At 58.7% G+C, this 23,130-nt stretch carries 28 protein-coding genes; 26 read left to right on the forward strand and 2 right to left on the reverse strand.

What is annotated here, in order from left to right; all coding sequences use genetic code 11:
* Positions 1 to 62 precede the first annotated feature (62 nt).
* From ABUA09_RS14715 to ABUA09_RS14735, 5 genes are all read left to right on the forward strand, one after another.
* Complete coding sequence (locus ABUA09_RS14715) at positions 63 to 128, forward strand: Maff2 family mobile element protein (protein ID WP_502880776.1); 66 nt, start codon at positions 63 to 65, stop codon at positions 126 to 128.
* A gap of 9 nt (positions 129 to 137) precedes the next feature.
* Positions 138 to 1,010, forward strand: coding sequence for a VirB6/TrbL-like conjugal transfer protein, CD1112 family (locus ABUA09_RS14720; RefSeq protein WP_349949452.1), 873 nt, complete (start codon positions 138 to 140; stop codon positions 1,008 to 1,010).
* Positions 1,007 to 1,705: a DNA cytosine methyltransferase gene (locus tag ABUA09_RS14725; protein ID WP_349949453.1), complete on the forward strand. Its 699-nt coding sequence runs from the start codon at positions 1,007 to 1,009 to the stop codon at positions 1,703 to 1,705. The genes ABUA09_RS14720 and ABUA09_RS14725 overlap by 4 nt, the downstream gene beginning before the upstream one ends.
* Before the next feature lie 390 nt (positions 1,706 to 2,095).
* Positions 2,096 to 2,659, forward strand: a complete 564-nt coding sequence (locus ABUA09_RS14730; protein ID WP_349949454.1) for a septation protein SpoVG family protein — start codon at positions 2,096 to 2,098, stop codon at positions 2,657 to 2,659.
* Positions 2,646 to 3,440 carry a DNA-methyltransferase gene (locus ABUA09_RS14735; protein ID WP_349949455.1) on the forward strand — a complete coding sequence of 265 codons (795 nt, stop codon included), beginning with the start codon at positions 2,646 to 2,648 and terminating at the stop codon, positions 3,438 to 3,440. The genes ABUA09_RS14730 and ABUA09_RS14735 overlap by 14 nt, the downstream gene beginning before the upstream one ends.
* 37 nt (positions 3,441 to 3,477) lie before the next feature.
* Here the strand turns inward: ABUA09_RS14735 and ABUA09_RS14740 are convergent, their stop codons facing one another.
* Positions 3,478 to 3,894, reverse strand: a complete 417-nt coding sequence (locus ABUA09_RS14740; RefSeq protein WP_349949456.1) for a putative toxin-antitoxin system toxin component, PIN family — start codon at positions 3,892 to 3,894, stop codon at positions 3,478 to 3,480.
* Positions 3,891 to 4,205: a type II toxin-antitoxin system RelB/DinJ family antitoxin gene (locus tag ABUA09_RS14745; protein WP_349949457.1), complete on the reverse strand. Its 315-nt coding sequence runs from the start codon at positions 4,203 to 4,205 to the stop codon at positions 3,891 to 3,893. The genes ABUA09_RS14740 and ABUA09_RS14745 overlap by 4 nt, the downstream gene beginning before the upstream one ends.
* Positions 4,206 to 4,319: 114 nt before the next feature.
* Between ABUA09_RS14745 and ABUA09_RS14750 the strand changes: the two genes are divergently transcribed.
* The 21 genes from ABUA09_RS14750 to ABUA09_RS14850 all read left to right on the forward strand — a co-directional run bounded on the left by ABUA09_RS14750 (position 4,320) and on the right by ABUA09_RS14850 (position 23,065).
* On the forward strand, positions 4,320 to 4,886 hold the full coding sequence (locus tag ABUA09_RS14750) for an MT-A70 family methyltransferase (protein WP_349949480.1): 567 nt from the start codon (positions 4,320 to 4,322) through the stop codon (positions 4,884 to 4,886).
* A complete protein-coding gene (locus ABUA09_RS14755; RefSeq protein ID WP_349949458.1) occupies positions 4,887 to 5,279 on the forward strand; it encodes a PrgI family protein in 393 nt (130 codons plus the stop codon).
* A 52-nt stretch (positions 5,280 to 5,331) separates the two neighbouring features.
* Positions 5,332 to 7,617 carry a VirB4-like conjugal transfer ATPase, CD1110 family gene (locus ABUA09_RS14760; RefSeq protein ID WP_349949481.1) on the forward strand — a complete coding sequence of 762 codons (2,286 nt, stop codon included), beginning with the start codon at positions 5,332 to 5,334 and terminating at the stop codon, positions 7,615 to 7,617.
* A complete protein-coding gene (locus ABUA09_RS14765; RefSeq protein ID WP_349949459.1) occupies positions 7,601 to 9,556 on the forward strand; it encodes a C40 family peptidase in 1,956 nt (651 codons plus the stop codon). The genes ABUA09_RS14760 and ABUA09_RS14765 overlap by 17 nt, the downstream gene beginning before the upstream one ends.
* Before the next feature lie 23 nt (positions 9,557 to 9,579).
* A complete protein-coding gene (locus ABUA09_RS14770; RefSeq protein WP_349949460.1) occupies positions 9,580 to 9,828 on the forward strand; it encodes a DUF4315 family protein in 249 nt (82 codons plus the stop codon).
* Entirely contained in the window at positions 9,825 to 10,670 is an 846-nt protein-coding gene (locus tag ABUA09_RS14775; protein WP_349949461.1) for a DUF4366 domain-containing protein, read from the forward strand. The genes ABUA09_RS14770 and ABUA09_RS14775 overlap by 4 nt, the downstream gene beginning before the upstream one ends.
* Positions 10,667 to 10,843, forward strand: a complete 177-nt coding sequence (locus ABUA09_RS14780) for a hypothetical protein (RefSeq protein WP_349949462.1) — start codon at positions 10,667 to 10,669, stop codon at positions 10,841 to 10,843. Before ABUA09_RS14775 ends, ABUA09_RS14780 begins: the two co-directional genes overlap by 4 nt.
* 4 nt (positions 10,844 to 10,847) lie before the next feature.
* Positions 10,848 to 11,219 (forward strand): cysteine-rich VLP domain-containing protein, encoded by a 372-nt coding sequence (locus ABUA09_RS14785; RefSeq protein ID WP_349949463.1) that lies wholly within the window; start codon positions 10,848 to 10,850, stop codon positions 11,217 to 11,219.
* A 164-nt stretch (positions 11,220 to 11,383) separates the two neighbouring features.
* Positions 11,384 to 12,352, forward strand: a complete 969-nt coding sequence (locus ABUA09_RS14790) for a DUF8626 domain-containing protein (RefSeq protein WP_349949464.1) — start codon at positions 11,384 to 11,386, stop codon at positions 12,350 to 12,352.
* A 15-nt stretch (positions 12,353 to 12,367) separates the two neighbouring features.
* Entirely contained in the window at positions 12,368 to 13,141 is a 774-nt protein-coding gene (locus tag ABUA09_RS14795) for a defense against restriction DarA-related protein (RefSeq protein ID WP_349949465.1), read from the forward strand.
* Between the two features lie 11 nt (positions 13,142 to 13,152).
* The gene (locus tag ABUA09_RS14800; RefSeq protein ID WP_349949466.1) at positions 13,153 to 13,323 is read left to right on the forward strand and encodes a DUF4316 domain-containing protein; all 171 of its coding nucleotides are present in this window, start codon (positions 13,153 to 13,155) and stop codon (positions 13,321 to 13,323) included.
* Positions 13,320 to 13,664, forward strand: coding sequence for a plasmid mobilization protein (locus ABUA09_RS14805; RefSeq protein WP_349949467.1), 345 nt, complete (start codon positions 13,320 to 13,322; stop codon positions 13,662 to 13,664). The genes ABUA09_RS14800 and ABUA09_RS14805 overlap by 4 nt, the downstream gene beginning before the upstream one ends.
* A gap of 184 nt (positions 13,665 to 13,848) precedes the next feature.
* Positions 13,849 to 14,142 carry a CD1845 family protein gene (locus tag ABUA09_RS14810; protein WP_349949468.1) on the forward strand — a complete coding sequence of 98 codons (294 nt, stop codon included), beginning with the start codon at positions 13,849 to 13,851 and terminating at the stop codon, positions 14,140 to 14,142.
* 144 nt (positions 14,143 to 14,286) lie between these two features.
* Positions 14,287 to 15,645 (forward strand): relaxase/mobilization nuclease domain-containing protein, encoded by a 1,359-nt coding sequence (locus tag ABUA09_RS14815; RefSeq protein ID WP_502880777.1) that lies wholly within the window; start codon positions 14,287 to 14,289, stop codon positions 15,643 to 15,645.
* A 260-nt stretch (positions 15,646 to 15,905) separates the two neighbouring features.
* A complete protein-coding gene (locus tag ABUA09_RS14820; RefSeq protein ID WP_349949470.1) occupies positions 15,906 to 16,754 on the forward strand; it encodes a tyrosine-type recombinase/integrase in 849 nt (282 codons plus the stop codon).
* Positions 16,755 to 17,134: 380 nt separating this feature from the next.
* Positions 17,135 to 17,392, forward strand: a complete 258-nt coding sequence (locus ABUA09_RS14825) for a hypothetical protein (protein WP_349949471.1) — start codon at positions 17,135 to 17,137, stop codon at positions 17,390 to 17,392.
* A gap of 67 nt (positions 17,393 to 17,459) precedes the next feature.
* Entirely contained in the window at positions 17,460 to 21,179 is a 3,720-nt protein-coding gene (locus ABUA09_RS14830) for an S-layer homology domain-containing protein (RefSeq protein ID WP_349949472.1), read from the forward strand.
* A gap of 433 nt (positions 21,180 to 21,612) precedes the next feature.
* Entirely contained in the window at positions 21,613 to 22,023 is a 411-nt protein-coding gene (locus tag ABUA09_RS14835; RefSeq protein WP_349949473.1) for an RNA polymerase sigma factor, read from the forward strand.
* A gap of 128 nt (positions 22,024 to 22,151) precedes the next feature.
* Positions 22,152 to 22,490: a recombinase family protein gene (locus tag ABUA09_RS14840; protein ID WP_349949474.1), complete on the forward strand. Its 339-nt coding sequence runs from the start codon at positions 22,152 to 22,154 to the stop codon at positions 22,488 to 22,490.
* A complete protein-coding gene (locus tag ABUA09_RS14845) occupies positions 22,480 to 22,680 on the forward strand; it encodes a hypothetical protein (protein ID WP_349949475.1) in 201 nt (66 codons plus the stop codon). Before ABUA09_RS14840 ends, ABUA09_RS14845 begins: the two co-directional genes overlap by 11 nt.
* 118 nt (positions 22,681 to 22,798) lie before the next feature.
* Complete coding sequence (locus tag ABUA09_RS14850; protein ID WP_349949476.1) at positions 22,799 to 23,065, forward strand: DUF6870 family protein; 267 nt, start codon at positions 22,799 to 22,801, stop codon at positions 23,063 to 23,065.
* Positions 23,066 to 23,130 lie beyond the last annotated feature (65 nt).

The following is a 23,130-nucleotide window of genomic DNA, read 5'->3' on the forward strand; positions in this document are numbered from 1 at the left end:
TTTTGTACGCCGCCGCCCGCCATCGAGCAGAGTTTTACACCTAATTGGGGATAAAACAGCTCATGGCGGGCGGCGGCATCATCCTGATCGGCACCGCCCTGATCCCGCAGCTCTCCAGCCTGTTCTAACGGCGGCCTATGGGTTTTCTTTCCGACTGGCTTACAGACTGGCTGAAAGAGCTGCTGATAGACGGGATCATGGGCAGCCTTGAGGGGCTGTTCGACAGCGTCAACGCCCAGGTCGGGGAGATCGCGGTACAGGTGGGGACTACCCCGGCGGCATGGAACGCCGGGGTGTTCTCCCTGATCCGGCAGCTCTCCGAGACGGTCATTCTGCCAATAGCCGGGCTGATATTGACCTTTGTCGCCACCTATGAGCTGATCCAGATGCTCATAGACCGGAATAACCTGCACGATCTGGACTACTGGATCTTCTTCAAGTGGATGTTCAAAACGGCCTGCGCCATCCTGATCCTGTCCAATACATTCAATATCGTCATGGCGGTGTTCGATGTGTCCCAGAGCGTGATCGCAAGCGCAGCCGGGCTGGTGCAGGGTTCCACCGACATTTCGGCGGATATGCTGACCGGCCTGCGGACGACGCTGGAGGCAATGGAGCTTGGCCCGCTGCTGGGGCTGTTCATGCAGTCCCTGGTGATCAAGCTGGCAATGCCCATTATGAGCATTGTGATATTCGTCATCTGCTATGGCCGTATGCTGGAAATCTATGTCCTGGCCAGTCTTGCCCCGATCCCCATGGCGACCCTCTCCAACCGGGAGTTGGGCGGCATGGGCCAAAACTACATCAAGTCCCTGTTCGCCGTGGGGTTCCAGGGCCTTCTGATCCTGGTCTGCGTGGCGATCTATGCAGTGCTCATTCAAGGCGTTGCCACAAGCGGGGACCCCATCGGCGCTATTTGGGGCGCGATGGGCTATACCGTGCTGCTCACCTTTATGCTGTTCAAGACGGGCGGCATAGCAAAAAGCGTCTTTGGGGCGCATGGGGCATGAGCGGCGCACTTACCTTGGGGAGCCTGTTTGACGGCATCGGTGTGTTTCCCCTGGCGGCCCGGCGGCAGGGCATTGTCCCTGTGTGGGCCAGCGAGATCGAAAAGGCCCCGGTGTCCATTACCAGGCGGCACTTCCCCGGTATGGCCCATCTGGGGGACATCACCAAGCTGGACGGTGGGAAGATCCCGCCCGTCCATATCATCACCTTTGGCTCACCGTGCCAAAATATTTCACAAATCGGCAATCGAACCGGGATCACCGGCGAAAAATCCGGCCTCTTTTTTGAGGCCATACGCATGATTGAGGAAATGAGGGATGCCACTGGAGGTCAATTTCCAATTATCGCTGTTTGGGAAAACGTCATGGGAGCGTTTTCATCAGGAGACCGGATGGATTTTAAAGCCGTCCTGTCTGCGTTCACAGGTTCCGAGGTTCCAATGCCTGCTTCGGGAAGATGGGCAAATGCCGGAATGGTGCGAGGGGGAGTCCCTGACCTCTCCTGGCGGCTCATGGACGCCCAGCATTGGGCAAGGCCCCGGCTGGCCCGGCGGCAGCGGGTGTTCATCGTGGCAGATTTTGGAGGGCGGCGTGCTGGAGAAATACTGTTTAAGCCCCGCCCAATGCTCACACTTCCTGCGCCTTGCGGAACGGGCGGGCTGCCCGCCCCCCGGCGGAGATCGAGGCCCTGTTCTTGAAACAGGGGGGCGAATACCCGTCACCAGACCCTTTCAACTGTTCCGTATGCGGGGCGCAGCCAAGGAACAAAACCGTGTCCAGTTCCGAGGAAGCTTCGGATTTGCAGATGACCCTTTTCCCACCCTGTTAGCGGGTGCGGTCAATCCCTTTGCGTTCTACTTTGCAGATGATCCGGCAGGCGGCTGTGTTCGGTTTCCTACGGAACGGGAGAGTGAGCGGCTGATGGGCTTGCCGGAGGGGTGGACGGCATACGGCGCGGATGGCGAGACGATTTCCCCGGCCAGCCGGTACAAGGCATTGGGAAACGCCATCGCGCTGCCCTGCGCGGAGTACATCATGGCAGGCATTAGAGAAGCGTTACAACACGAATGAAAGATGGAGGTATGCGTATGACAAAAGCACAGGCGGCGGCCCCGGCCCCCGCTGTGGAACAGGACGCCCTGGCGGAGATGAACCGCCTGTTGTTCGAGGCGCCCATCGCGGAGCTGGCAGAGAGCCAGGGGATCAGCATTGACGAGGCGGTGGCGCTGCGTGTGGAAAAGTCCGTTGAGTCCGCGCCGATCCCTGTGGAGGTGTCCGTCCGGCCCATTGAGCCCCAGGGCAAGCTGCTGGGCTTCGCGTCGGTGAATATCGGCGGCGTGGTGATCGACGATTTCAAGGTGGTGGACGGTAAAAACGGGATGTTTTTAAGTCCGCCCAGCAAGGAGGCGCCCGGCACCCGGAGCGGCTACCGCAGGACGGTACAGGTTTCGGACCGGAGCCTGCAGGAGCGGCTGGACGCCCTGACGAAAGACGCCTATGGCCGGGCGGTGGAAAAACTGGTGGCCCGTGTGGAGGCCCTGCGGCCCACACCTATCCGGGAGCAGATGGCGGAGGCGGCAAAGGAGGCGGAAAAGCACAACGCCAGCCGTTCCACACCCGCCAGGGAAAAGGAGGGGCATGACGACAGATAACCCCGCTTTGGGACAAAGTGTCCCAAAGCAGCCGGAGGCGGATGGCCTGTATCTCATGGACGGCATCGCGGGCCTGCGGGCCCTGCCCCGTCATTCGGTGGATATGCTCCTGACCGATCCGCCCTACGGCACCACCCGGAACTACTGGGACATCCCTCTGCCGCTGCCGGAGCTGTGGGAGGCGGTGCGGCGCTGGGCCTTAAAGCCCAACGGCGCGGCCCTGTTCTTCGCCCAATGCCCCTATGACAAGGTGCTGGGCGCATCCAATCTGCGTATGCTGCGCTATGAGTGGGTGTGGTATAAGCACCGCTGCACCGGCTTTCTCAACGCCCGCCGGATGCCGCTGAAAAAGTCCGAAAACATCCTGGTGTTTTATCAGAAACTGCCCACCTACAACCCGCAGTTTGAGCAGGGCAGGCCGTACAAGGCCACGACACACGGCGGCATGAGTCCCAATTACGGGAAATTCATCCGCTCTGGGGGCGGCTCCACGGATGGGCGGCGGTTCCCCGGCAATGTGCTGACATTCCCCACGGTGGCCTGCGGCGTACATCCCACGCAAAAGCCGGTGGCCCTGTGCGAGTATCTCATCCGCACCTATACCAACGAGGGCGAGTTGGTGGTGGACCTCTGCGCCGGGAGCGGCACGACAGCGGTGGCCGCCCTGAATACGGGCCGCCGTTTCCTCTGCTTTGAGACGGCCCCGGCCATCTACGCCCCCGCGCTGGAACGCATTGAACGGGCGCGGGTTGCGGTGGCCGGGGGCGGGAAAGGAGTATGAGGGCGTTTCCAAACCGGAAACGCCCTCATACTCATACTTACGCCTCGTTTTCGCCTATGATCTCCAGCATCTCCTTTGGCGTAACAACAAAAGGCTTTTGCGGGAAATGCTTGAGGTTCCCTGTGACAAGGTAGGCGTCATCCGTGTTTCTGGCTTCCATGACGACCTGATAGAAAACCGCGTCGCCGGGGTCCGGCAAATACTCTGTCAGAGGGGCGGCATCTACAAAGATCCCGCGCTTGATCAGTCCGGCAACGGCAATTTCTATCTCCTGCCGGTCAAACTTGAATTTTGGCCGCCGCAGGACATCGCTGTATTCGTCTAAAATATCATCATGCAAAAGGGGGATGATACGGCCCGTCAGGGCTTCTTCCAAAACCATACCCGGCGTAGAGGCGCGGTTCAAAAGCGCAGACACAATCACATTCGTGTCGATGACCGCAAAATACCTCATGACCCGGCCCCGTTCTTTCTGCGCTCTGTTCTCGACGCGGCGATTTCCGCATTGATCTCATCCAGCGTCATTTCCGCCGTCCCGTTCCGCTGGGCTTCATCGCTGATGGCCCGCATGGCGCGGACAGCCCGATCCGCACGGTAGTCCTGCTTCGGGAGCGTCATGGAAAAAGGGACGCCGCCCACAGCGACAGAACGCTTCAAAAACATTCGGATCGCCGTCGGCAGGTCAAGGCCGAGATCGTCATAGACAGCGGCGGCCTTGCTTTTGAGTTCATCATCGATTCGTACCTGCATCACACTTGTTGACATTCAAAGCAACTCCTTTCAGATTTATTGTATCTGTTTGTATTGCAATTATACTGTATTGTATTCGAATTGTCAATAAGCGGCGCAACTATAACCAAAGGAGGAGGTAGATAGCCTATCGAAAAATATACCGTCTGTTACGCAGATCCGCCCTGGCGGTACACTGCAAAGAGGGTGCAGGGTGCTGCGGAAAAGCATTACCCCACCATGAGCATAGAGGAATTGTGCGCGCTGCCGGTGGCCGAGATCATGGCCCCGGACAGCGCGCTTTTTCTCTGGACCACGTTCCCCCAGCTCCCGGAGGCCCTGCGGCTGATCCGGGCCTGGGGCTTTACCTATAAGACCGTGGCCTTTGTGTGGCTGAAAAAGAACCGGAAGGCGGACAGTTGGTTTTACGGCCTGGGCTTCTGGACCAGGAGCAACGCGGAGGTGTGCCTGCTGGCGACCAGAGGGCATCCAAGACGTCAGGCAGCCAATGTCCACCAATTCATTGTTTCCCCCATTGAGGAACACAGTAAAAAGCCGGATGAAACGCGGGAGAAGATTCTGACGCTTATGGGCGACGTTCCCCGTGTGGAGCTGTTCGCCCGGCAGTCCCCGCCCGGCTGGGATGTGTGGGGGAACGAGGTGGAGAGCTCCCCGGAACTTCGGGACACTTTGTCCCAAACCGGAGGTGATGATTAAGTGGCCTATGTGAATGTCCCCAATGACCTGTCCAAGATCAAGACCAAGCTGGCATTTAATCTCACCAAGCGCCAGTTGATCTGCTTCGGCGCTGCGGCTGTGGTGGGCGTGCCCCTGTACCTGTTTACCCGTGGGGCGCTGGGTAATACGGCGGCGCTGTTCCTCATGCTGGCCGTCATGCTCCCGGCGTTCCTGCTGGCCATGTATGAGCGGGACGGCCTGCCGCTGGAGAAGGTGCTGTATCACATCCTGCGGGCCAAATACCTGCGGCCCGGCGTCCGGCCCTACCGGACGGAAAATATCTATGCCCCATTTGTGAGAGAGGAGGAGCCTGTTGCGAAATCTGCTGCAAACCCTGTTTCAAAAGCGAAAACGCCCAAGCCGCGGACCTGAGCGGAGTGAACGGCCCCGCCGGGACCGGCGCACACTCTCCGCCCAGCAGACCATCCCCTATGTGCGGATGCTGCCGGACGGGGTGTGCCAGCTCCCTGGCAGCCGCTTCACCAAAACGCTGGCCTATGAGGACATCAACTACTCCGTGGCCTCCACGGAGGACCAATCCTCCATTTTTAACGGCTGGAGCGCGTTCCTCAATTATTTTGACTGCTCCGTGCCGTTCCAGCTTACCTTCGTCAACCGCCGGTCCCATGCGGGAGGGCGGTATCGGGTGAATATCGCTCCGGCAAAGGACGCCTTTGACAGCATCCGCGTGGAGTTTACCCGGATGCTCAAGGGCCAGATCGCCAAGAGCAACAACGGCATTGACCGGGCCAAATATATCACCTTCGGCGTACCGGCAGACGATCTTGCCACGGCCCGGCCACGGCTGGAGCGCGTGGAGGCGGATGTGCTGGGCAACTTCAAGCGGCTGGGTGTGGAGGCGCAGCCGCTGGATGGGCGGGAGCGTCTGGCGGTGCTCCACGGCCAGACCCATCCGGGACCCCGGCGTGAGCCGTTCCGGTTCTCCTGGCGGGACATCGCAAAAACGGGCCTGGGGACCAAGGAGGCCATCGCACCCTTTGAGGGCTTTGACTTCTCCCAGGCCCGGACCTTCCGGGTGGGCCGGTATTGGGGCGCGGCGTCCTATTTGCAGATCATGGCGTCGGAACTGTCGGACCAGCTTCTGCGAGAGATTCTGGAACTGGACGCGGAGCTCACCGTTACCCTGCATATCCAGACGGTGGATCAGACGCAGGCCATCAAGACGATCAAGGGCAAGGTCTCGGATATTGGAAAGATGAAGGTGGAGGAGCAGCGCAAAGCTATGCGGGCCGGGTATGACCCGGACATCCTGCCCCCGGACCTCATCACCTTTTCCAAGGACGCGGCGGACCTGCTGGCAGACCTCCAGTCCCGGAATGAGCGGATGCTTCTGCTCACATTCACCGTTGTCAATCTGGCCCCCACGCGGGAGCGGCTGGAAAACGATGTGTTCACCGTCTCCGGCATTGCACAGAAGTACAACTGCGCCCTGCGGCGTCTGGACTGGCAGCAGGAGCAGGGCTATGTGTCCTCCCTGGCTCTGGGCTATAACGAGGTGGAGATCCAGCGGGGCATGACCACCAGTTCCACCGCCATCTTTATCCCCTTTGTCACACGGGAGCTGCGCATGGACGGCCCGGCCCTCTATTACGGCATGAACGCCCTGTCCCATAACGTCATCATGGCGGACCGGAAAAAGCTGAAGTCTGCCAACGGGCTGTACCTGGGCAGCACCGGCAGCGGAAAATCCTTTGCGGCCAAGCGGGAATTGATCCATGTGTTCCTGGCGACCCAGGACCGGATCATTGTGGTGGACCCCATGGGGGAATACGCCCCGCTGGTGCGGCGTCTGGGCGGGCAGATCATTGAGCTGGCCCCGGACAGCGGCAGCCACATGAACCCCATGGACATCCAGCTTGCGCTGGAGACGGACGAAAGCCCCCTGTCCATGAAAGCGGATTTCCTGCTCTCCCTGTGCGAGCTGGTGGTGGGCGGCAAGGAGGGGCTGCAGCCCATAGAAAAGACCGTGATAGACCGCTGTGTGCGGCAGATCTACCGGGAGCTGGCGCTGGGGCTGGGAGACGGGACCATGCCGCTTTTACAGGACCTGTACGAAGAGCTGCTGAAACAGCCGGAGCCGGAGGCCCGGCGTGTTGCAACGGCGCTGGAGCTGTACTGCACCGGCTCCCTCAACCTCTTTAACCACCAGACCAATGTCAATCTCAATTCCCGCGTGGTGTGCATCGTCCTGAAAGGCATGGGAGAGAACCTGCGGAAGATCGCCATGCACAGTACCAACGAGTTTGTGAGATCCGCGGTCAAAACCAACTTTGAAAACGGCATCGCTACATGGTGCTACTTTGACGAGTTCCATGTGCTGCTGCGGGACCAGCTCACCGCCAGCTACTTTGTGGCTGTGTGGAAGATGCTGCGGAAAAAGGGCTGTGTCCCGTCAGCCCTGACCCAAAACTGCAAGGACCTGCTGACCAGCACGGAGATTTCCGCCGTTCTGGACAATACGGATTTCATGGTCCTGCTGTCCCAGGCCCAAAGTGACCGTGCGATCCTGGCAAAGCAACTGGGCATCTCGGAGCATCAATTATCCTACATCACCCACAGCAACAGCGGCGAGGGGCTTCTGTTCTACGGCTCCGTGGTGATCCCGTTCACGGACCGTTTCCCCAAGGGGGAGATCTACGATCTGCTCACCACCCGTCCGGAGGATGCAAAGCATGACGGCGGAGCGTGAGGGACGGCGTGTCCGGCAGGACCGGGCCGAGCCCGCCCTGCGTTCTGAGGTAAAGGGCAAAGTAGAGGCTGAACCCAAACAGAGCGGTCCATCATGGAAAAAGACAGCGGCCCGCATGAGGGCGGAGCCCAGGCAGGAGACGGCAGAACCGTCCCCCGGTGGTGCGGAGCGTGTTTCCGATGTGCCGGGTGCTTCTTCGGAGGTCCCACGGTCGGATGGCGCTGCTCCAACGCCTGCGGCAAATACAGAGGACTGTCCCAGGTATCGCCAGCAAAGCAGCCGGGAGGCCGCTTCGGGACAAAGTGTCCCAAAGCGGCAGCCGTTCCGCCAGGAAAGCAGGCAGGCCCGGCCCGCCGACAAGCTCCGCCACGATGGAGACGCAGTGGGCGGCAGCTCCGGCGTGAGTGGTACGGACAACCCGCTGCGTAAAGCCCGGCTGCGCATGGAGAACCAGCGCGGCAAAGCGGACGCGGCCAGAGAGAAGCTGACCCGGCAAAAGCCATACAAGCCGCCCGGCCCGGTGCGCCGGGCGGTTGGCCTTGCCGGACGGGGCGTCCACGGCTACATTCACGGGAAAATCTATCAGGTGGAGCAGGAAAATGTGGGCGTTGAGGGTGCGCACCGTGTGGAACTCACAGGTGAGGTTGTAGGCGGAAAGGCGCTGCGCTTCACCAGGAACCGCATACGCACCCATCCGGCGCGGGCGGCGCAGCGGGCAGAGAACCGCGCTGTCAAAGCGGCGGCGGACTATCAGTTCCAACGGGCCGCCCAGGAACACCCGGAACTGAGCAAAAACGCGCTGCACCGGCTATGGCGGAAACAGAAGCAGCGGCGTGACTTCCAAAAGCGGGCGCGGGCAGCAGCCAGACAGGGCACGAAAGCGGCGCCAAAAACAGCGGCCACATCGGGAAAGGCTGGCCGGGCCGCCGCCGGTTTTGTCCGGCGGCACCCTGCGGGTGTGGTGGCCGCGCTGCTCTGCCTGCTCCTGCTGGTAGGGCTGCAGTCCTGCGTGGCCTCTCTGTCTGTCATTGGAAACGGCATGAGCGGAAGCGTGGCGGCTGTCACTTACCCGGCGGAGGAGACTGACCTGCTGGGGGCCGAAGCCGCCTATGCCGCCCTGGAAGCCGGGCTGCAGGATGCTCTGGACAGCTACACCCGCACCCACAGCTATGACGAGTACCATTTCGATTTGGACGGGATCGGGCATGACCCTTATGTGCTGCTGTCCATCCTGTCCGCGCTCCATGAGGAGGGCTGGACCCTGGCCGCTGTGGAGGACGACCTGCAGGCCTTGTTTGACCGGCAGTATATCCTGACGGAGCGCATAGTGACAAGGACCCGGTATGACAGCGAGGGCGAGCCCTATTCCTGGACCATCTGCTATGTGACGTTGGTGAATGAGGACCTGTCCCACCTGCCGGTCTACATGATGACGGAAAACCAGCTCTCCCGCTATGCCCTCTATATGGCGGGCCTGGGCAACAGGCCGGACCTGTTCCCCACGTCCGGTTATGTGGACAAATACACCCAGCCGGGCGAGCAATACGAGGTGCCTGCCGAGGCCCTGGCGGACGAGTCCTTTGCGGCCATGCTGGAGGTGGCGGAGCAATTTGTGGGCTACCCCTATGTCTGGGGCGGCAGCTCCCCTGCTACCTCCTTTGACTGCTCCGGCTACCTGTCCTATATCCTGAACCAGTGCGGCTGGGACATAGGACGGCTGGGGGCGCAGGGGCTTTACAACTACTGCACCCCTGTCAGCGATCCCCGGCCCGGCGATTTGGTGTTCTTTGTGGGCACCTATGATACCACCGGCGTTTCCCACTGCGGCTTGTATCTGGGGGACGGCTGGATGCTCCACGCGGGGGACCCCATCGGGTACGCGAACCTGAATACGACCTATTGGCAGTCCCACCTGTACGCCTACGGGCGTTTACCCTGAATACGAAAATGGAGGTTATTTCTATGGCAACAAGCAAGAGCGCAAAAATCCAGGCTGAAATGGATAAGGTCAAGGCAAAAATCACCGAGCTCCAGGGAAAGTACAAGGAACTGGAGCAGAAGCACCGGGAGGCGGAGAATGAGGAGATTGTGGAGATTGTGCGGGGCATGAGCGTGTCCCTCTCCGATCTGCCCAGCCTGCTCCAGGCGATGAAAGGCGGCGCTTTGGGACAAAGTGTCCCAAAGGCCCCGGACAGGGAGTGTGGGGAATGAAGAATATGAGGCATTTTGCGGCGGCGCTGTGCGCCGTCGTTTTGTTGTGCGCGTTTGCGATCCCGGCCTACGCCAGCGGCGAGTCCTGGGAGAGCGTGGAGTTGGTGACAGAGCGTGTGGAGGATTCGGTTGAAACACCCCCGGACTCCACCGTGGAACCGGCCACGGAGACGACGGACACCGTAACCGTTGAGCCGGAACCCGTAGCCAGCGCAGTGGTGACGGCCAGCGATGCCGGGACCATCACTGGGACTGCCGCTGCCCTCTCCGCTGAAACGGCGGCCCCATCCTCTGAGGAGGCGGCAGCGGAGGTGGCTGGCGGGACGACAGGCGGTGTGGATTGGGAGGACCAGGACAGCGAAGTGAACACCCTGACCCCGGAGGGCCAGGGTACGGTGCTGGACAGCGTCACGGACGATGAGGGCAAGGAGTTCTTTACCATCACCACAGCGGACGAGTCTGTGTTCTATCTCGTCATTGACCGGCAGAAAACAGAGGAAAACGTGTACTTCCTGAACGCGGTCACGGTGGCGGACCTGCTGGCACTGGCGGAGGCCAGCGGTGAGGACCTGACAACTGCCATTACTCCGGCGGCAGAACCCGCCGCTGATACCGAGCCGGAGCCTGAACCGGAGCCGGAGGATCAAAGCGGCGGGAATATGGGGCTGCTGCTGATGGCTCTGGCGGTGATGGCCGTGGGCGGCGGAGCCGGGTGGTATTTCAAAATTTACCGGCCTGGGCAGCAGGCCGCCGCTTCGGAGGAGTACGAGCCGGAGTATGACAACCGCTATGACGGCGTGGATGACGGTGGCGCGGAAGATTGGGAGGAGGATGACGCTTGAATTTTACCGACAGCAGGTATGAGCGTGAAATGAAAAAGCCGCCCCAGCCGGAGGAGCCTGCCGTCGCGGGTGCGCCGGACAACAGCCGGTGTGACGGCTGCCCTTACTGGCGGGGCGTCCAGTGTGTGTCCTGCTACCGGGATTTGCTGCGCCAGTACCACAGCGGGAGGTGACTGGATGAACGACTGCCGGGAACTGACACGGCAGGAAAGGGCGGCGATCCGGGCGCTGGTGGTGAAATGGTGCGCCAACTATGACCGGGAGTACGGCTGCTTACCGCTGGACTGTCCCTGCTATATGCTGGGCAAGTGCTGGACCGGCGCGTATTGCCGCTACTTCCGGGAGGCCGTGCTGCCCCTTGATCCGGCGCTGGAGGCGGCCATAACCGCGCCTGTTCCTGCACCGGAACTTCGCACTTGCCCGATCTGCGGCAGGCGATTTCTGCCAAAGCGCCAGCAGAGGTACTGCACCCCGCTTTGTCAAGCCGAGGCAAACCGCCGGATGACACGGGAACGGATGCGGAAAATGCGGCGCGGATGTTACGATTAGAGCCTGAAAAGTCCCCTGTTTGCAAGGCTTTCCGGGGCCGGTTTCGAGGAGGCCGGTATCATTTCATGTTCCCCCTCGATTGGAAGAACTATTCAAACATTTTCATGCCGGTGCTTTGGGACAAAGTGTCCCGAAACTCCGGCTATTTTTTGAGAGGAGGACGTATGCCCCAATATTATCCCATCAATGAGGACGCCGCGAGACAGGCAAAGGAGATGAACAGCTTTTCCGACTATCAGCCCGGCTCTGCCACTGCTGGCTATCAGGCCATGGTGGATAAGGCTGCCGGGATCGCGGAAAAGCAGAAGGCCCGTGTGGACCCCATGTATCATGAGAAGATCGACTATCTTGTGGACCTCTATGCCCGAAAGCTGGCGGAAAATCTCAATCAGGCCAACGTCATTGACGCCCGTGTGCCCTCTATCATGATCTCCGGGGGCGGCAATTTTCCAAACCGGAAAAAGGAGAAGCAGAACGCCGCCCGTGACAAGAATATGGGCGAGTATATGCACATCCAGGGCCTTTTGGATAAGATCCGCTCCACCGGCATGGGCGGTATCAGCGCAGATGACAGGCAAGCCGTGGAAAAGCTGGAGGGCAAGCTGGAGGGGCTGAAAGCCAACCAGGAACACATGAAAACGGTCAACGCCTATTTCCGCAGGCACAAGACCCTGGAGGGCTGCCCAGTGCTTACCCCGGAGGAGAGCGCAAAGCTCCAGGCGTCCATGGCCCGTGACTGGCGCAAGGACCCCGTGCCCTATCCATCCTTTCATCTGTCCAACAACAACGCCAATATCCGCCGGGTGGAGCAGCGTATCAGCGACCTGAAAAACCGCTCCGAGTTCGCGGGCTGGGAATTTCCCGGCGGCAGGGCGGAGATCAACGAAGGGGAAAACCGCCTGCAGCTGTTCTTTGACGAAAAGCCTGACGAAGAGCAGCGGCAGGCCCTCAAGCACGGCGGATTCCGCTGGTCCCCCAGCCAGGGCGCATGGCAGCGCCAGCTCAACCGCAACGCCATTTACGCGGCGGACCGCATCGACTTTATCAGTCCGGAGGGCGGCGGCAGCATCTCCGCCCTCCAGCCCTACAACCGCAAGCAGCGGGAAACGCCTGATGTGGGCGGAGACCGGTAACGAGGAGGCGGCGATATGGACATCAATCAAGGCTACTCCATTCTGAAAGCTGTCATGCTGGAAAATGGGCGGGGCTTCGCCCTGGGTGAGCACCCCACAGCCCCGTCCCCCTATGTGACCTGGGCCTGCTATGATGATGCGCACGGCAAGCGGCAGTATGAGTGGGGGCACTATGGAAACGACAGGGCGGCGTTGGAGGCGGATCTGACAGACCGGGTACAGGAGTATCAGCGGCTTTATAAGGTGGAGATCGACCATATCGAGGCGCCCGGCCTATACAGGTATTATTCCACCCAGCGGCCCGTGGACATTGGTACATTCCCCAAGCCGCCCCACAACGCGCCGGATGAGATCGTCAATTACGACCTTCGTGCGCATGTGGAGGACGGCGCGTTTCAGGCGTGGGGCCATCTTACCTACGCTAAGCCCCTGTCCAATCAGCAGATGCGGGATTATGAGCTCCGGCCTGCCCGTGACAATCCTGATTTACAGAGGCGTATGGAGGATCAGGCCCAGGTGGTGGGCCGGTGGGAGGACCTGGAAAAGCGCCCGGAATGGCAGCGGGTAACGGAATACAGCCCTGAACGCAGGATGTATGTGCCGTCAAAATATACAAGCTGGGAGCAGTTGGAGTATTGCATCCGGCTGATAAACGCGCGGCAAAGGCCCCTCCGCAAAGAACCGCCCCGCCCGATTGCGGATCAGATGAAAGACGCGCAAGAACAGGTTGAAAAACAACAACCCCGGTCCAGCGCCCAAAAGGACGCTCCGGATCGGGACGACAGGTAGAGGAGGCTTTTATGGAAAGGAAACGATACAACCCTTTGGAGAGTGCGGAGCTGATGCTGGAGCAGAACGCGAATATGATCGACGGCGTACTCAACAATCTGCCCCCGGTGGAGGATCGGCCCACGGACCGGGTGAAAAACTACCCGTCCCCGGACAGAGAGCTGGACCGGGAGGACCGATGAAAAAGCGCCGCCGTCCTGTCCACCTGCACGTCATGCTCTCCGAGGCGGAGCGGGATCAGATACAGGACCGCATGGACGAGGCAGGCGTCCGCAATATGAGCGCCTATGTGCGGAAAATGGCCCTCAACGGCTATGTGCTCCATGTGGACCTCTCTCCCGTGCGGGAGCTGGTGTCCCTCCAGCGCCGGTGCTCCAACAATCTCAATCAGGTGGCGGTCACGGCCAACACCTACGGCGGGATCTACCCGGATGACATCAGGCGGCTGCAGCAGGACTATGCTGATCTGTGGGGGCCGCTCTCCGAGCTGCTGAAACAGATCTCCGAAATCGTAGCCCTGTGACCTTGCCGGGGAGCGGTGCGCCGCTCCCCGGTTCTCCCAGCTTCGGGACACTTTGTCCCAAAGGCTCATGATTCCCGGCGCTGGGAGAGCCGGAGGCATCCTTTACGCCCCTCCTGGGTGGAGTTATAATATACATATACAGAAAAAACAGAACAAAATCAAAATATTTCGGGAGGTTTTTGTTATGCGTATCATCGGAAAGATCGTCCTGCTGCCTTTTGCGGCGGTTCTGTCCCTGGCTGTGGCGGTGCTGTGTTTTCTTCACTGGATTGCGGGAACGGCCCTCAACATCCTTTGCGGGCTATGCGTGATCGCCGCCCTCTATTTGCTGTTCATTCAGGGAGATAAAGGCGAGGGCGTCCAGTTGTTTGTCCTGGGCTTCTGTGTTTCTCCCTTTGGCCTGCCCCTTTTGGCGGATCTTGCGCTGGAGGGACTGGGCGGATTGTGCGGCTCCATGTGGGGCTATATCTGTGCATGATATAATCGTTCCACGCCTGGACCGGGTGGCTGAGTAGCAGCCGCCCGGTCTTTTTTTATACTCAATGGAAAGGAAATGCAAGCCATGGCAACAACACGGCTGATCCCCCATCATATCAGCAGCGGCAGGACGATCCTGGAGTCCATGCGGGACCGCTTTGACTACGGCCAGGACCCGGCAAAAACGCTGGACGGCTCCCTGATCCGCTCCTACGAGTGCGACCCCATGACGGCAGATGCGGAGTTCCTGTTAAGCAAGGCCCAGTATAAGGCCGTCACAGGCCGGGAACAGGAAAAGGATGCGGATGTACTCTGCTATCAGATCCGCCAGTCCTTTCCTCCGGGGGAACTCTCCCCACAAGAGGCTCTGGATATTGGCTATGAGCTGGCGATGCGCTGGACCAAGGGACACCACGCTTTTTTCGTGGTGTCCCACGCGGACCGGCCCCATCCCCATGTGCATATCTATTACAACTCCACCGCCCTGGACTGTACCCGGAAATTCCGTAATTTCTTTTATTCAAGCTTTGCTCTGCGGCGGCTCTCGGATCGGGTATGTCTGGAGCATGATCTGTCTGTCATTCAAAACCCAAAGCTGCACAGCCAGGGGAAATTCCGGCACTATGGCGAATGGCTGGGTGCGGACCGCAGGCCCTCATTCAAGGAGCAGCTTCGCACCGCCATGGACGATGCGCTTGCCAAACACCCCGCCGATCTCTCCGCCTTTCTTGCTTTGCTGGAAGAGGCCGGGATCGAGGTCATTCACGGGCGAGGCGGCGTTATCTCTTTCCGCTTCTCCGGCCAGGAGCGGGCGACCCGCTGGCGCGGCTCCACCCTGGGGGACGGCTATGGACCGGAAGATGTACAGGCGGTTCTTGCGGGCCGTGCTCCGGCCCGGCCTGCTGGCGGCACTGCCCCACGGCGGAAAATCAACCTTGTTATCGACATCCAGCAGCGCATGGCCCAGGGCAAGGGTGCGGGCTATGAGCATTGGGCCAAGCTCTACAACCTCAAACAGATGGCCGCCGCCCTGCAATTTCTCCAGGAGAACGGCCTGACGGACTATGACCTGCTCACGGAGAAAACGGAGGCGGCGGTGGACGCGGCGCATACGCTGGCCGGGGAGCTGCGGGCTGTGGAGGAGGAACTGTCCAGAACTGCTGCCCTCATGGGGGCCGTGGTGGACTATGCAAAGACCCGGCCTGTGTTTGACGGCTACAAGGCCGCCCGGTACAGCAAGAAATATCTGGCTGAGCATGAGGAGGAGCTGGCGGCCTACCGCGCGGCGCGCTCCACCATGAATGAAATTTTAGACGGGGCTAGGCTCCCCAAAATGGAGAAACTGAAACAGGAGCGCCGGGAACTGGCAGAACGAAAAAAGGCCCTGACCGCGCAATACCGCTCTGCACAAAAATTCATGCGGGAGTTGGTTCCCGTCAAGGGCAATATCGACCATCTGCTTCACGTCACCGGGGGACGGGAAGATAAGGAACAGGCCCGGTAAGGGCCTGTGACGCAGACAAAAACCTTTGGGACACTTTGTCCCGAAGCGCCGGGTTTGGGGAGGCCCCAACAAGCATTTTTACAGGGCCATCGGCGCTGCAAAAATCGCAGGTGTGTTCACACCTGCCCAGCTTGCCATTAGTGCGCACCCCGGAAATGCCTTGAAAACCGGGGGTCTTGCGTTTTGTCTGCATTTTGTCCGCCGAGTTTCCTTTTTACAGGTAGAATAATTCCATATCTGTAAAAAAGGAGCGACTCAACATGAATGAACAATACTGTTTGAACAACGAAAAAATGGAGGCTTATGCCCTCTGGCTGCGGCAGGAGGAGCACGCCCCGTCCACCGTGGAGAAGTACCTGCGGGACATCCGGGCCTTTGCCCTCTGGCTGGATGGGCAAAGCGTGACAAAGGAACGGACGGCGGAATGGAAAAGCCACTTGCAGGCAGAGGACTATGCCCCCGTTACCATCAATGGGATGCTGACCTCTGTGAACGGCCTGCTGCGCTTTCTCGGCTGGGAGGGGTGCCGGGTAAAGCATCTGAAGCTCCAGAGAAAACTCTTTCAGGACTCTGCCCGTGTGCTGACCCGCGCTGACTATGACCGCCTGCTGGAGACGGCGCACTCCCTTGGCCGGGAGCGGCTGGCCCTGCTCATGGAGACCATCTGTGCCACCGGCATTCGGGTGAGCGAGGTCAGGTACATCACTGTGGAGGCTGCCCAAAGGGGCCGGGCGGAGATCTCCATGAAGGGCAAGATCCGGGTGATCCTGATCCCCGGCAAGCTGGCCCGGAAGCTGCTGAAATACGCCAGAAAGCACAAAACCGTTTCCGGCGAGATCTTTCTCACAGGAAACGGAAAGCCGCTGTCCAGGCGGCAGATCTGGGCGGAGATGAAGGCCCTGTGCGCTCATGCGGGCGTAGAGCCCTCCAAAGTCTTTCCCCATGCCCTGCGGCATCTTTTTGCCAGAGCCTTTTACAAGTCCTTCAAGGACATTGCGAAGCTGGCTGATCTGCTGGGCCATTCCAGCATTGAGACGACTCGTATTTACCTCCTGAACACGGGCGAAGAACACGCCCGACAGCTTGAGCGATTAGGACTGGTATCTTAAACAGGCCAATTCAACAATTCGTGATGCGCAGACGGCGGAGGTTCCACTTAAAACAGGAAGATACGGATAAAAAGGAGCGCCGCCATTTCCCCCAATATAGGAAAAGGCCGCACCAAAATAAGGCTGCGAAAAGACGCATTTTGCAGCCCTTACTTTTTGCGCCCAAATGCGTGGAAACGCTTGCCTTTCGGCAGGGGCAATGTTATAATTTAGCCATCAATCTGCGGTCATGACGGTAATTTCCACGCCGCATTTGTGGCAAATTGTTGATTCTGTGATGCTGGAGGCGGTGCGGATGCAGGCTGGAGCAAGCACGGGAGTAAATTTGCCAGGTGTTTCTGCACGCACATCGGCCACAGAAAACAGATGGAGAAAGGGGGATGAACATGATCCGAACGGAGTTATCTCTGCTGGATGCCATCGCGATTGAAATGCGGTGCGAATACCTGTCCGACTTGCGGTATCTGGACAGCAGTCAGCGGGCCCTGCTGGCTGAAAAGCTGAAACAGGTATCTATCAAACCGGATTCCCTGCGTGATTGGAACGATGCTTTGCAGTATCTGGCGAGACAGCCGCCGGAGGCAACGGCAGAGACCGCCAAAGAGCGGCTGATCCAAGCCTTATCCCGGCCCCGGTAGTCGGGCCCAGGCTTTGGGACACTTTGTCCCAAAGGTCAAAAAATAATGAAAGGACTGAAAGGAATTCATGAAGAAAAGAGTATTTTCTATGCTCTTGGCTGTCGTCATGCTCGTCGGACTCTTATCGACTGTCGCTTTGGCGGAAGAGAGCACAAATGTAGCTTTTATCAATGAAACCGGATACGCGACCCTGGCGGATGCCATCAGTGCAGCAGGTGATGACGCCACCATCACCCTGGCTGTCGGCAATCATACCATGCCCGGCCAGGTGACGAGTAAGAACATCACCATCAAGGGCGGCGTGGATGCCATTGTGGATCTGACCGCCTCTGTTAACGCAAGCGGCTCCACCATCAACTTTGAGGGCGTCACCGTCAAGTTCGACAACGACAACTACGAGGGTCTGCAGCACTCCACTAAGGTCACCTACACCAACTGCACCCACATCGGTACCGAGTTCCTGTATGCGCCCACTGTGTCCTACTCCGGCTGTACTTTCAATATGTATAATGCTTCTACCGAGTATGCCGTCTGGACCTATGGCGCGAGTGATGTGACCTTCACCGACTGCAACTTCAACACCAACGGCAAGGCCATTCTGGTCTACACGGAAGCCGCGCACCAGGCTGCGATTACTCTGTCCAGGTGTACATTTACGAGCAACGGCACTTACACCGGCAAGGCTGCTGTTGAACTGGGCCAGAGCGCCAACGGAAATGTTGCTGAGTATGACCTGGTATTCACCAACTGTACTGCTGACGATAATTTCTCTACCAACAATTCCAGCTCCAACCTGTGGGGCAATAAGGACTCCATGACCACCGAAGACGGCTCCTCTGTTGTCATCGACGGTAGCGAGAACCTGATGCCTGCTCCTGCGGTCACCACCTATGTGGCTCAGATCGGCGAAACCATGTATGAAACCCTCCAGGCGGCGCTGGAGGACGCCGTTGCAACCTCCGGTTCTGTTACCGTGGAACTTTTGAGTGACATCAGCGGCGACAACTGGACATCGATCGCTTTCAACAGTTATCCCTCCATGGCAGCGGACAGCATTACGCTGGATGGTAACAGCCGCACCATCACCGGTCTGACTGCCCCCCTGATCGGCAGCGTCTGGACCGGCAGCAGCCTGACCATTCAGGATCTGACCATTTCCGACGCGAACATCACTGTGACGAACGGTAATACCGCCGCGCTGATCGCCACCGCGGACTCCATTAGTAAGATCACTCTGATCAACTGCTCTGTTGTTGACTCTACGATCTCCGGCAGCGGCTATGCGGGCGGTCTGATCGGCTGGTGTTCCGGTTATGCCAAGGCCGATGACGGTCCCGTGCATCTGGATGTCACGATCCAGGGCTGCTCTGTCACCGGCTGCACCATAACCGGCGGCAGCTCTACCGGTTCTCTGATCGGTCATGCGGGCTCCGGTGCGAACGAGTCTGTGGTCATCACAAGCAGCACGATCGGCAGCAACACCCTGACCTGCACCGATGAGAACTATGGCAGAGCCGACAAGGTCGGCGCCGCGATTGGCCGCATCAATAACTCCGTTGTGACCCTGGATATCACCGACAACGGCAGTAACACCCTGAACCCCGCTGGTACCTACTCCGACCGTATTCTGGGCGCTGTGGCCGGAGGTTCCATGACCATCAGCGGTGGTACCTATGTATCCGATCCCCGTAATGTTGAGAAAACAGACTCCAGCACTCTGACCGGAACGGCCCCCGCCATCGCCGAGGGGTATGAGATCGTTGAGAATAATGACGGTACTTGGACCGTCGAAAAGATTCCCGTGGTCGCATCTGTTAAAGTTGGCGATGCAGAGGCGCAAGAGTATACCAATTTGAAGGCGGCGTTTGAGGCGGTTTCGAATCTATCCAATGGTTCCTCTTCTTCTCCCGTTAATGTGACGATTGAAATTCTGGCGGATGTGACGGTTAACGAAGATTGGGAAGCATACGATATTACCCATCATTATGGCACCGTTACCATCAACGGTAATAACCACACCATCAGCAATTTGCCCGAAGCACTTGTTGCCGCCGCTCACTACACTGATTGGGCGATAAACGATCTGACGATCTCCAATGCTTTGATTGATGACCCGAATAGCGAGGATACAAACGGACTGGCTCTGGGAGCATTTATTAACCATATTCAGAATGACGGCAGCATTATATTTACGAACTGCCATGTTGTAGATTCGAAAATCGATGCCAGCGGTACGGCGGATATTGATGCCGCAGCGTTTGTTGGCTACTCCTCTTCTTCCGATAAGATCACACTGACCAATTGTTCTGTGAAGAATACGACTATTGGCGGTGACTTGGTCGGTGCTGTGGTTGGCTATACCAGTGGTGGAAATATCGAGCTTGCCGACACCACTGTTAGCGAAAATACCATTACAGGCAGCGGCTGTGCCGGTACCGTGGTGGGTCGATTGAATGGACCTGCTGACGCCGTAATCAACTCCGGAACTATTATAACAGGCAACGGCGATGTTGATGTCGTTGGCAATGTCGTGAATAACAACAATGAATTGGTCCTTAATGGCGGCGCATTCGATAAGAAGCCTACCATCACCAGTATGTACGATGACGGTGCGTATATGAACGGCGAGACCATTGCCGATTCCGTTATCGTTGCAGATGGTTATGTTGTCGCTCAGCGTGCCGATGGTATGTGGACCCTCGCTGAAGACGATGACATCACTCCCGGCTCTGTGACCCTGACCGCTGACAAGACTTCCTTGCGCGGCGGCGGCACCGTGACTCTGACCGTGAGCGGCGTGACCGAGGGCATGGGTGTTGTGATCTGCAACGATGAGACCATTGTTCCGAGGCATCAGGAGGGCGGCGTATGGACCGCTGAACTTCCCAACACCACAAAGGACTATACTTTCGAAGTGACCGGTCTGGGTGAGAACACTGCTTCGGTCGATGTTTCCGTGACCTACCGCAGCAGCAGCTCCGGCGGCGGCTCCGGCAGTAGCACCTATTCCATCAGCATCTCCAGCACGAAGAACGGCGAAGTGACCGTGGACCGCACCTCTGCAAGCAAAGGAACCACCGTCACCATTACCGTCGATCCTGACAATGGCTACGAGTTGGATGAGCTGACCGTCACCGACAAAAATGGCGACGAGATCGAGCTAATCGACAAGGGCAACGGGAAGTACACCTTCAAAATGCCTGCCAGCAAAGTGACTGTGGATGCCTCTTTCGTGGAAACCGATTCTGGCTCCCATGTTTGCCCCTTTGACGATGTTTCCACCGGAGACTATTATCATGACGCCGTGGAGTGGGCGGTTGAGCAGGGTATCACCAACGGCACTGCGGCCACCATGTTCAGCCCCAACGCTTCCTGCACCCGCGCCCAGATGGTGACCTTCCTGTGGCGGGCCGCCGGTTGCCCGACTCCGGCAAGCAGCATCTGTGCGTTCACCGATCTGGACAGCAGCGCGTATTACTACACTGCCGTCCTGTGGGCCGTTGGCGAGGGCGTGACGAACGGCACTACGGCTACCACGTTTAGCCCTGACGCCGTCGTGACCCGCAGCCAGACCGTCGCATTCCTGTGGCGCTACGCCGGGTCTACCGAAATGTACGGCACCGTGCCCTATACCGATGTTCCTGCTGACGCCTATTACTACGATGCGGTCCTGTGGGCGAATGAGAATGACATCACCAATGGCACGACTGCGACGACGTTCAGCCCTGACGCTGACTGCACCCGTGCCCAGATCGTGACCTTCATGTATCGTTACATGGGCGAGTAAATCGAAAATCTATAAATTGACGGATCGATGACCCGTTGATGGGAGAACGGGGGCTTCGGCCCCCGTTTTTCCATCCTCCCACTTTCAGAAAAGCGGGATAGACACCAGTTCACAAGGAGATGTTTGCTATGTGTTGAGCGGCGGGTGCGCTCCGCCTGAATAGATAGGACGGGGGATGTCATGACAGACGTAGAGTAGCCTCGTACAACTTCATAGCAGCACGGAGAAAGCCCGCAAAGACAGACCGAGTCTTTGCGGGCTTTCTCTTTGCCGTTTTCTGCCAGATTATCTGCGCGGACTTCGCATACCCAGTCCGCCCCCTCTTTGAGACAAAGTGTCCCAAAGCCCGCTGCCGCAGCCCTCCCTTTCCAGCCTTTCATGTTTTCCTGTGCAAGCGCACCACCACAAATGAAACTGAAAGGCGGAACCTATCATGACGACAATTAACCTGCGGGATTTTTTCTATTGGTACAAGGCGGACGAGTTCATCGAGGTCACGGAGGAGGTGGCAGAAGAACTCCGGGTTGGCAAGGTGGAGGATGTCACCCACTGGAGGCGCATGAAGCGCAACAGGGCCAACTACTCTCTGGACGCCGGGGACGGCATTGAAAACTCCATCTGTGAGTTTGAACCCTCCCCGGAGGAGTGCATGGCCCTCATTGAGCAGTACCGGCGCCTGTGCTGCGCCCTGAACCATCTCCCCGAAACCCAGGGACGGAGGGTAGACGCCCACTATCTCCTGGGTATGAGTTATCAAGAGATTGCCAAGGCAGAGGGCGTGCGTGAAGATGCCGTTCGGAAAGCCATTGACCGTGGCTTGGAACACATGCGAAAATTTTTCTGAAAATTTCGTCTTAGCATGTCCGGAAACGCATGGTTTCTTCCCTGGGTATATAGAGGGAACTTTATACGCGCACGGCAGCCGGGTCCCGGCCCGGCTGCCGTGCCGGATTACACAAAGGAGGTCACAAAATGAAAGCCGTTTTATACTGCCGCGCTTCCACGTCCGGCCCCTTTTCGCTGGATATGATCCGGGGCCAGCAGCTCTGTTTGCTCGACTACGCAAAGGAAAACGGGATCGAGATTGCCGGGATTTATTCGGATGTCGGTTGTCTCGGCTCCACCTTGGACAATCCCGGCGTGCAGGCTGTTCTGCAGGCCATCCGGGAGGGTAAAACGGACACGATCCTTGTGACGGACCGGGACCGCCTGAACAAAGGCATATATCTGGAGGAGCTGCAAAATCTCCCCGTCATTGAGACCGGCTCCAAAGGGCAGCACCGGGAACGGGAGGCGGACCATGCGCTGTGATCCTGAACTGGCCGCCCTGCTCTCCCAGCCCTGGAGCGAGGGTGTCTGCCGGGGCTATGTGATCGCCGCTATGGAGCGATGCGGCTTCAAGCCCGCTGATATTGAACGCGTGATGCGGGAGTTGCATGAGGTGTTTGACTTCCTCGCGCTGGACGAGGCCCAGGCCCTCTATGACCGGAGTCCCTACTGACAACGAGACACTTTGTCCCAATCAAAGCAGCGGACGGCATTTGCCGTCCGCTGCGCCTTTCCCAACAGATAGAGATGGAGCGTGATACACACACGAATGATGACAAGGAGGGTACTCTATGAAACTGACAGCACAGGAACTGGAGAATATGCGGAGCGTCAACATCGGCGCGGTGAGTGCGGATATGCTGCCCGAAGTGGATGGCATGGCTCTCGACCACACCCTGTCCAACAAAGAGCGGATCGCCCGCTTTCTCCACAAGGCAGCCAATCCCTATTGCTTTTGCGTGGGCGGCGTGGGTGTAAAAATCGAGTTTGCCGAGGACGGCCCTGCCTTGCAGGACGCGCTGTGCGCGTTCCTTTTACGGCAGCGCAGCGGCCTATAACCATTGTACCGCAGTCTGTTCCTGCTACGAGACACAGTGTCCCAAGGCTGAGGCATCCTTGCTGA

The sequence above is a fragment of the Intestinimonas sp. RTP31139st1_F5_RTP31139_211217 genome (assembly GCF_040226735.1).
Taxonomy (GTDB): domain Bacteria; phylum Bacillota; class Clostridia; order Oscillospirales; family Oscillospiraceae; genus Intestinimonas; species Intestinimonas butyriciproducens.

Excerpts from the sequence above, each read along its gene's own strand:
- ABUA09_RS14830 (WP_349949472.1), top strand. The coding sequence starts at position 17,460 with ATGAAGAAAAGAGTATTTTCTATGCTCTTGGCTGTCGTCATGCTCGTC.
- ABUA09_RS14795 (WP_349949465.1), top strand. The coding sequence starts at position 12,368 with ATGGACATCAATCAAGGCTACTCCATTCTGAAAGCTGTCATGCTGGAA.
- ABUA09_RS14770 (WP_349949460.1), top strand. The coding sequence starts at position 9,580 with ATGGCAACAAGCAAGAGCGCAAAAATCCAGGCTGAAATGGATAAGGTC.
- ABUA09_RS14735 (WP_349949455.1), top strand. The coding sequence starts at position 2,646 with ATGACGACAGATAACCCCGCTTTGGGACAAAGTGTCCCAAAGCAGCCG.
- ABUA09_RS14825 (WP_349949471.1), top strand. The coding sequence starts at position 17,135 with ATGAACATGATCCGAACGGAGTTATCTCTGCTGGATGCCATCGCGATT.
- ABUA09_RS14730 (WP_349949454.1), top strand. The coding sequence starts at position 2,096 with ATGACAAAAGCACAGGCGGCGGCCCCGGCCCCCGCTGTGGAACAGGAC.
- ABUA09_RS14805 (WP_349949467.1), top strand. The coding sequence starts at position 13,320 with ATGAAAAAGCGCCGCCGTCCTGTCCACCTGCACGTCATGCTCTCCGAG.
- ABUA09_RS14850 (WP_349949476.1), top strand. The coding sequence starts at position 22,799 with ATGAAACTGACAGCACAGGAACTGGAGAATATGCGGAGCGTCAACATC.
- ABUA09_RS14720 (WP_349949452.1), top strand. The coding sequence starts at position 138 with ATGGGTTTTCTTTCCGACTGGCTTACAGACTGGCTGAAAGAGCTGCTG.
- ABUA09_RS14745 (WP_349949457.1), bottom strand. The coding sequence starts at position 4,205 with ATGTCAACAAGTGTGATGCAGGTACGAATCGATGATGAACTCAAAAGC.
- ABUA09_RS14775 (WP_349949461.1), top strand. The coding sequence starts at position 9,825 with ATGAAGAATATGAGGCATTTTGCGGCGGCGCTGTGCGCCGTCGTTTTG.
- ABUA09_RS14740 (WP_349949456.1), bottom strand. The coding sequence starts at position 3,894 with ATGAGGTATTTTGCGGTCATCGACACGAATGTGATTGTGTCTGCGCTT.
- ABUA09_RS14810 (WP_349949468.1), top strand. The coding sequence starts at position 13,849 with ATGCGTATCATCGGAAAGATCGTCCTGCTGCCTTTTGCGGCGGTTCTG.
- ABUA09_RS14835 (WP_349949473.1), top strand. The coding sequence starts at position 21,613 with ATGACGACAATTAACCTGCGGGATTTTTTCTATTGGTACAAGGCGGAC.
- ABUA09_RS14840 (WP_349949474.1), top strand. The coding sequence starts at position 22,152 with ATGAAAGCCGTTTTATACTGCCGCGCTTCCACGTCCGGCCCCTTTTCG.
- ABUA09_RS14765 (WP_349949459.1), top strand. The coding sequence starts at position 7,601 with ATGACGGCGGAGCGTGAGGGACGGCGTGTCCGGCAGGACCGGGCCGAG.
- ABUA09_RS14790 (WP_349949464.1), top strand. The coding sequence starts at position 11,384 with ATGCCCCAATATTATCCCATCAATGAGGACGCCGCGAGACAGGCAAAG.
- ABUA09_RS14800 (WP_349949466.1), top strand. The coding sequence starts at position 13,153 with ATGGAAAGGAAACGATACAACCCTTTGGAGAGTGCGGAGCTGATGCTG.
- ABUA09_RS14785 (WP_349949463.1), top strand. The coding sequence starts at position 10,848 with ATGAACGACTGCCGGGAACTGACACGGCAGGAAAGGGCGGCGATCCGG.
- ABUA09_RS14725 (WP_349949453.1), top strand. The coding sequence starts at position 1,007 with ATGAGCGGCGCACTTACCTTGGGGAGCCTGTTTGACGGCATCGGTGTG.
- ABUA09_RS14820 (WP_349949470.1), top strand. The coding sequence starts at position 15,906 with ATGAATGAACAATACTGTTTGAACAACGAAAAAATGGAGGCTTATGCC.
- ABUA09_RS14845 (WP_349949475.1), top strand. The coding sequence starts at position 22,480 with ATGCGCTGTGATCCTGAACTGGCCGCCCTGCTCTCCCAGCCCTGGAGC.
- ABUA09_RS14815 (WP_502880777.1), top strand. The coding sequence starts at position 14,287 with ATGCGGGACCGCTTTGACTACGGCCAGGACCCGGCAAAAACGCTGGAC.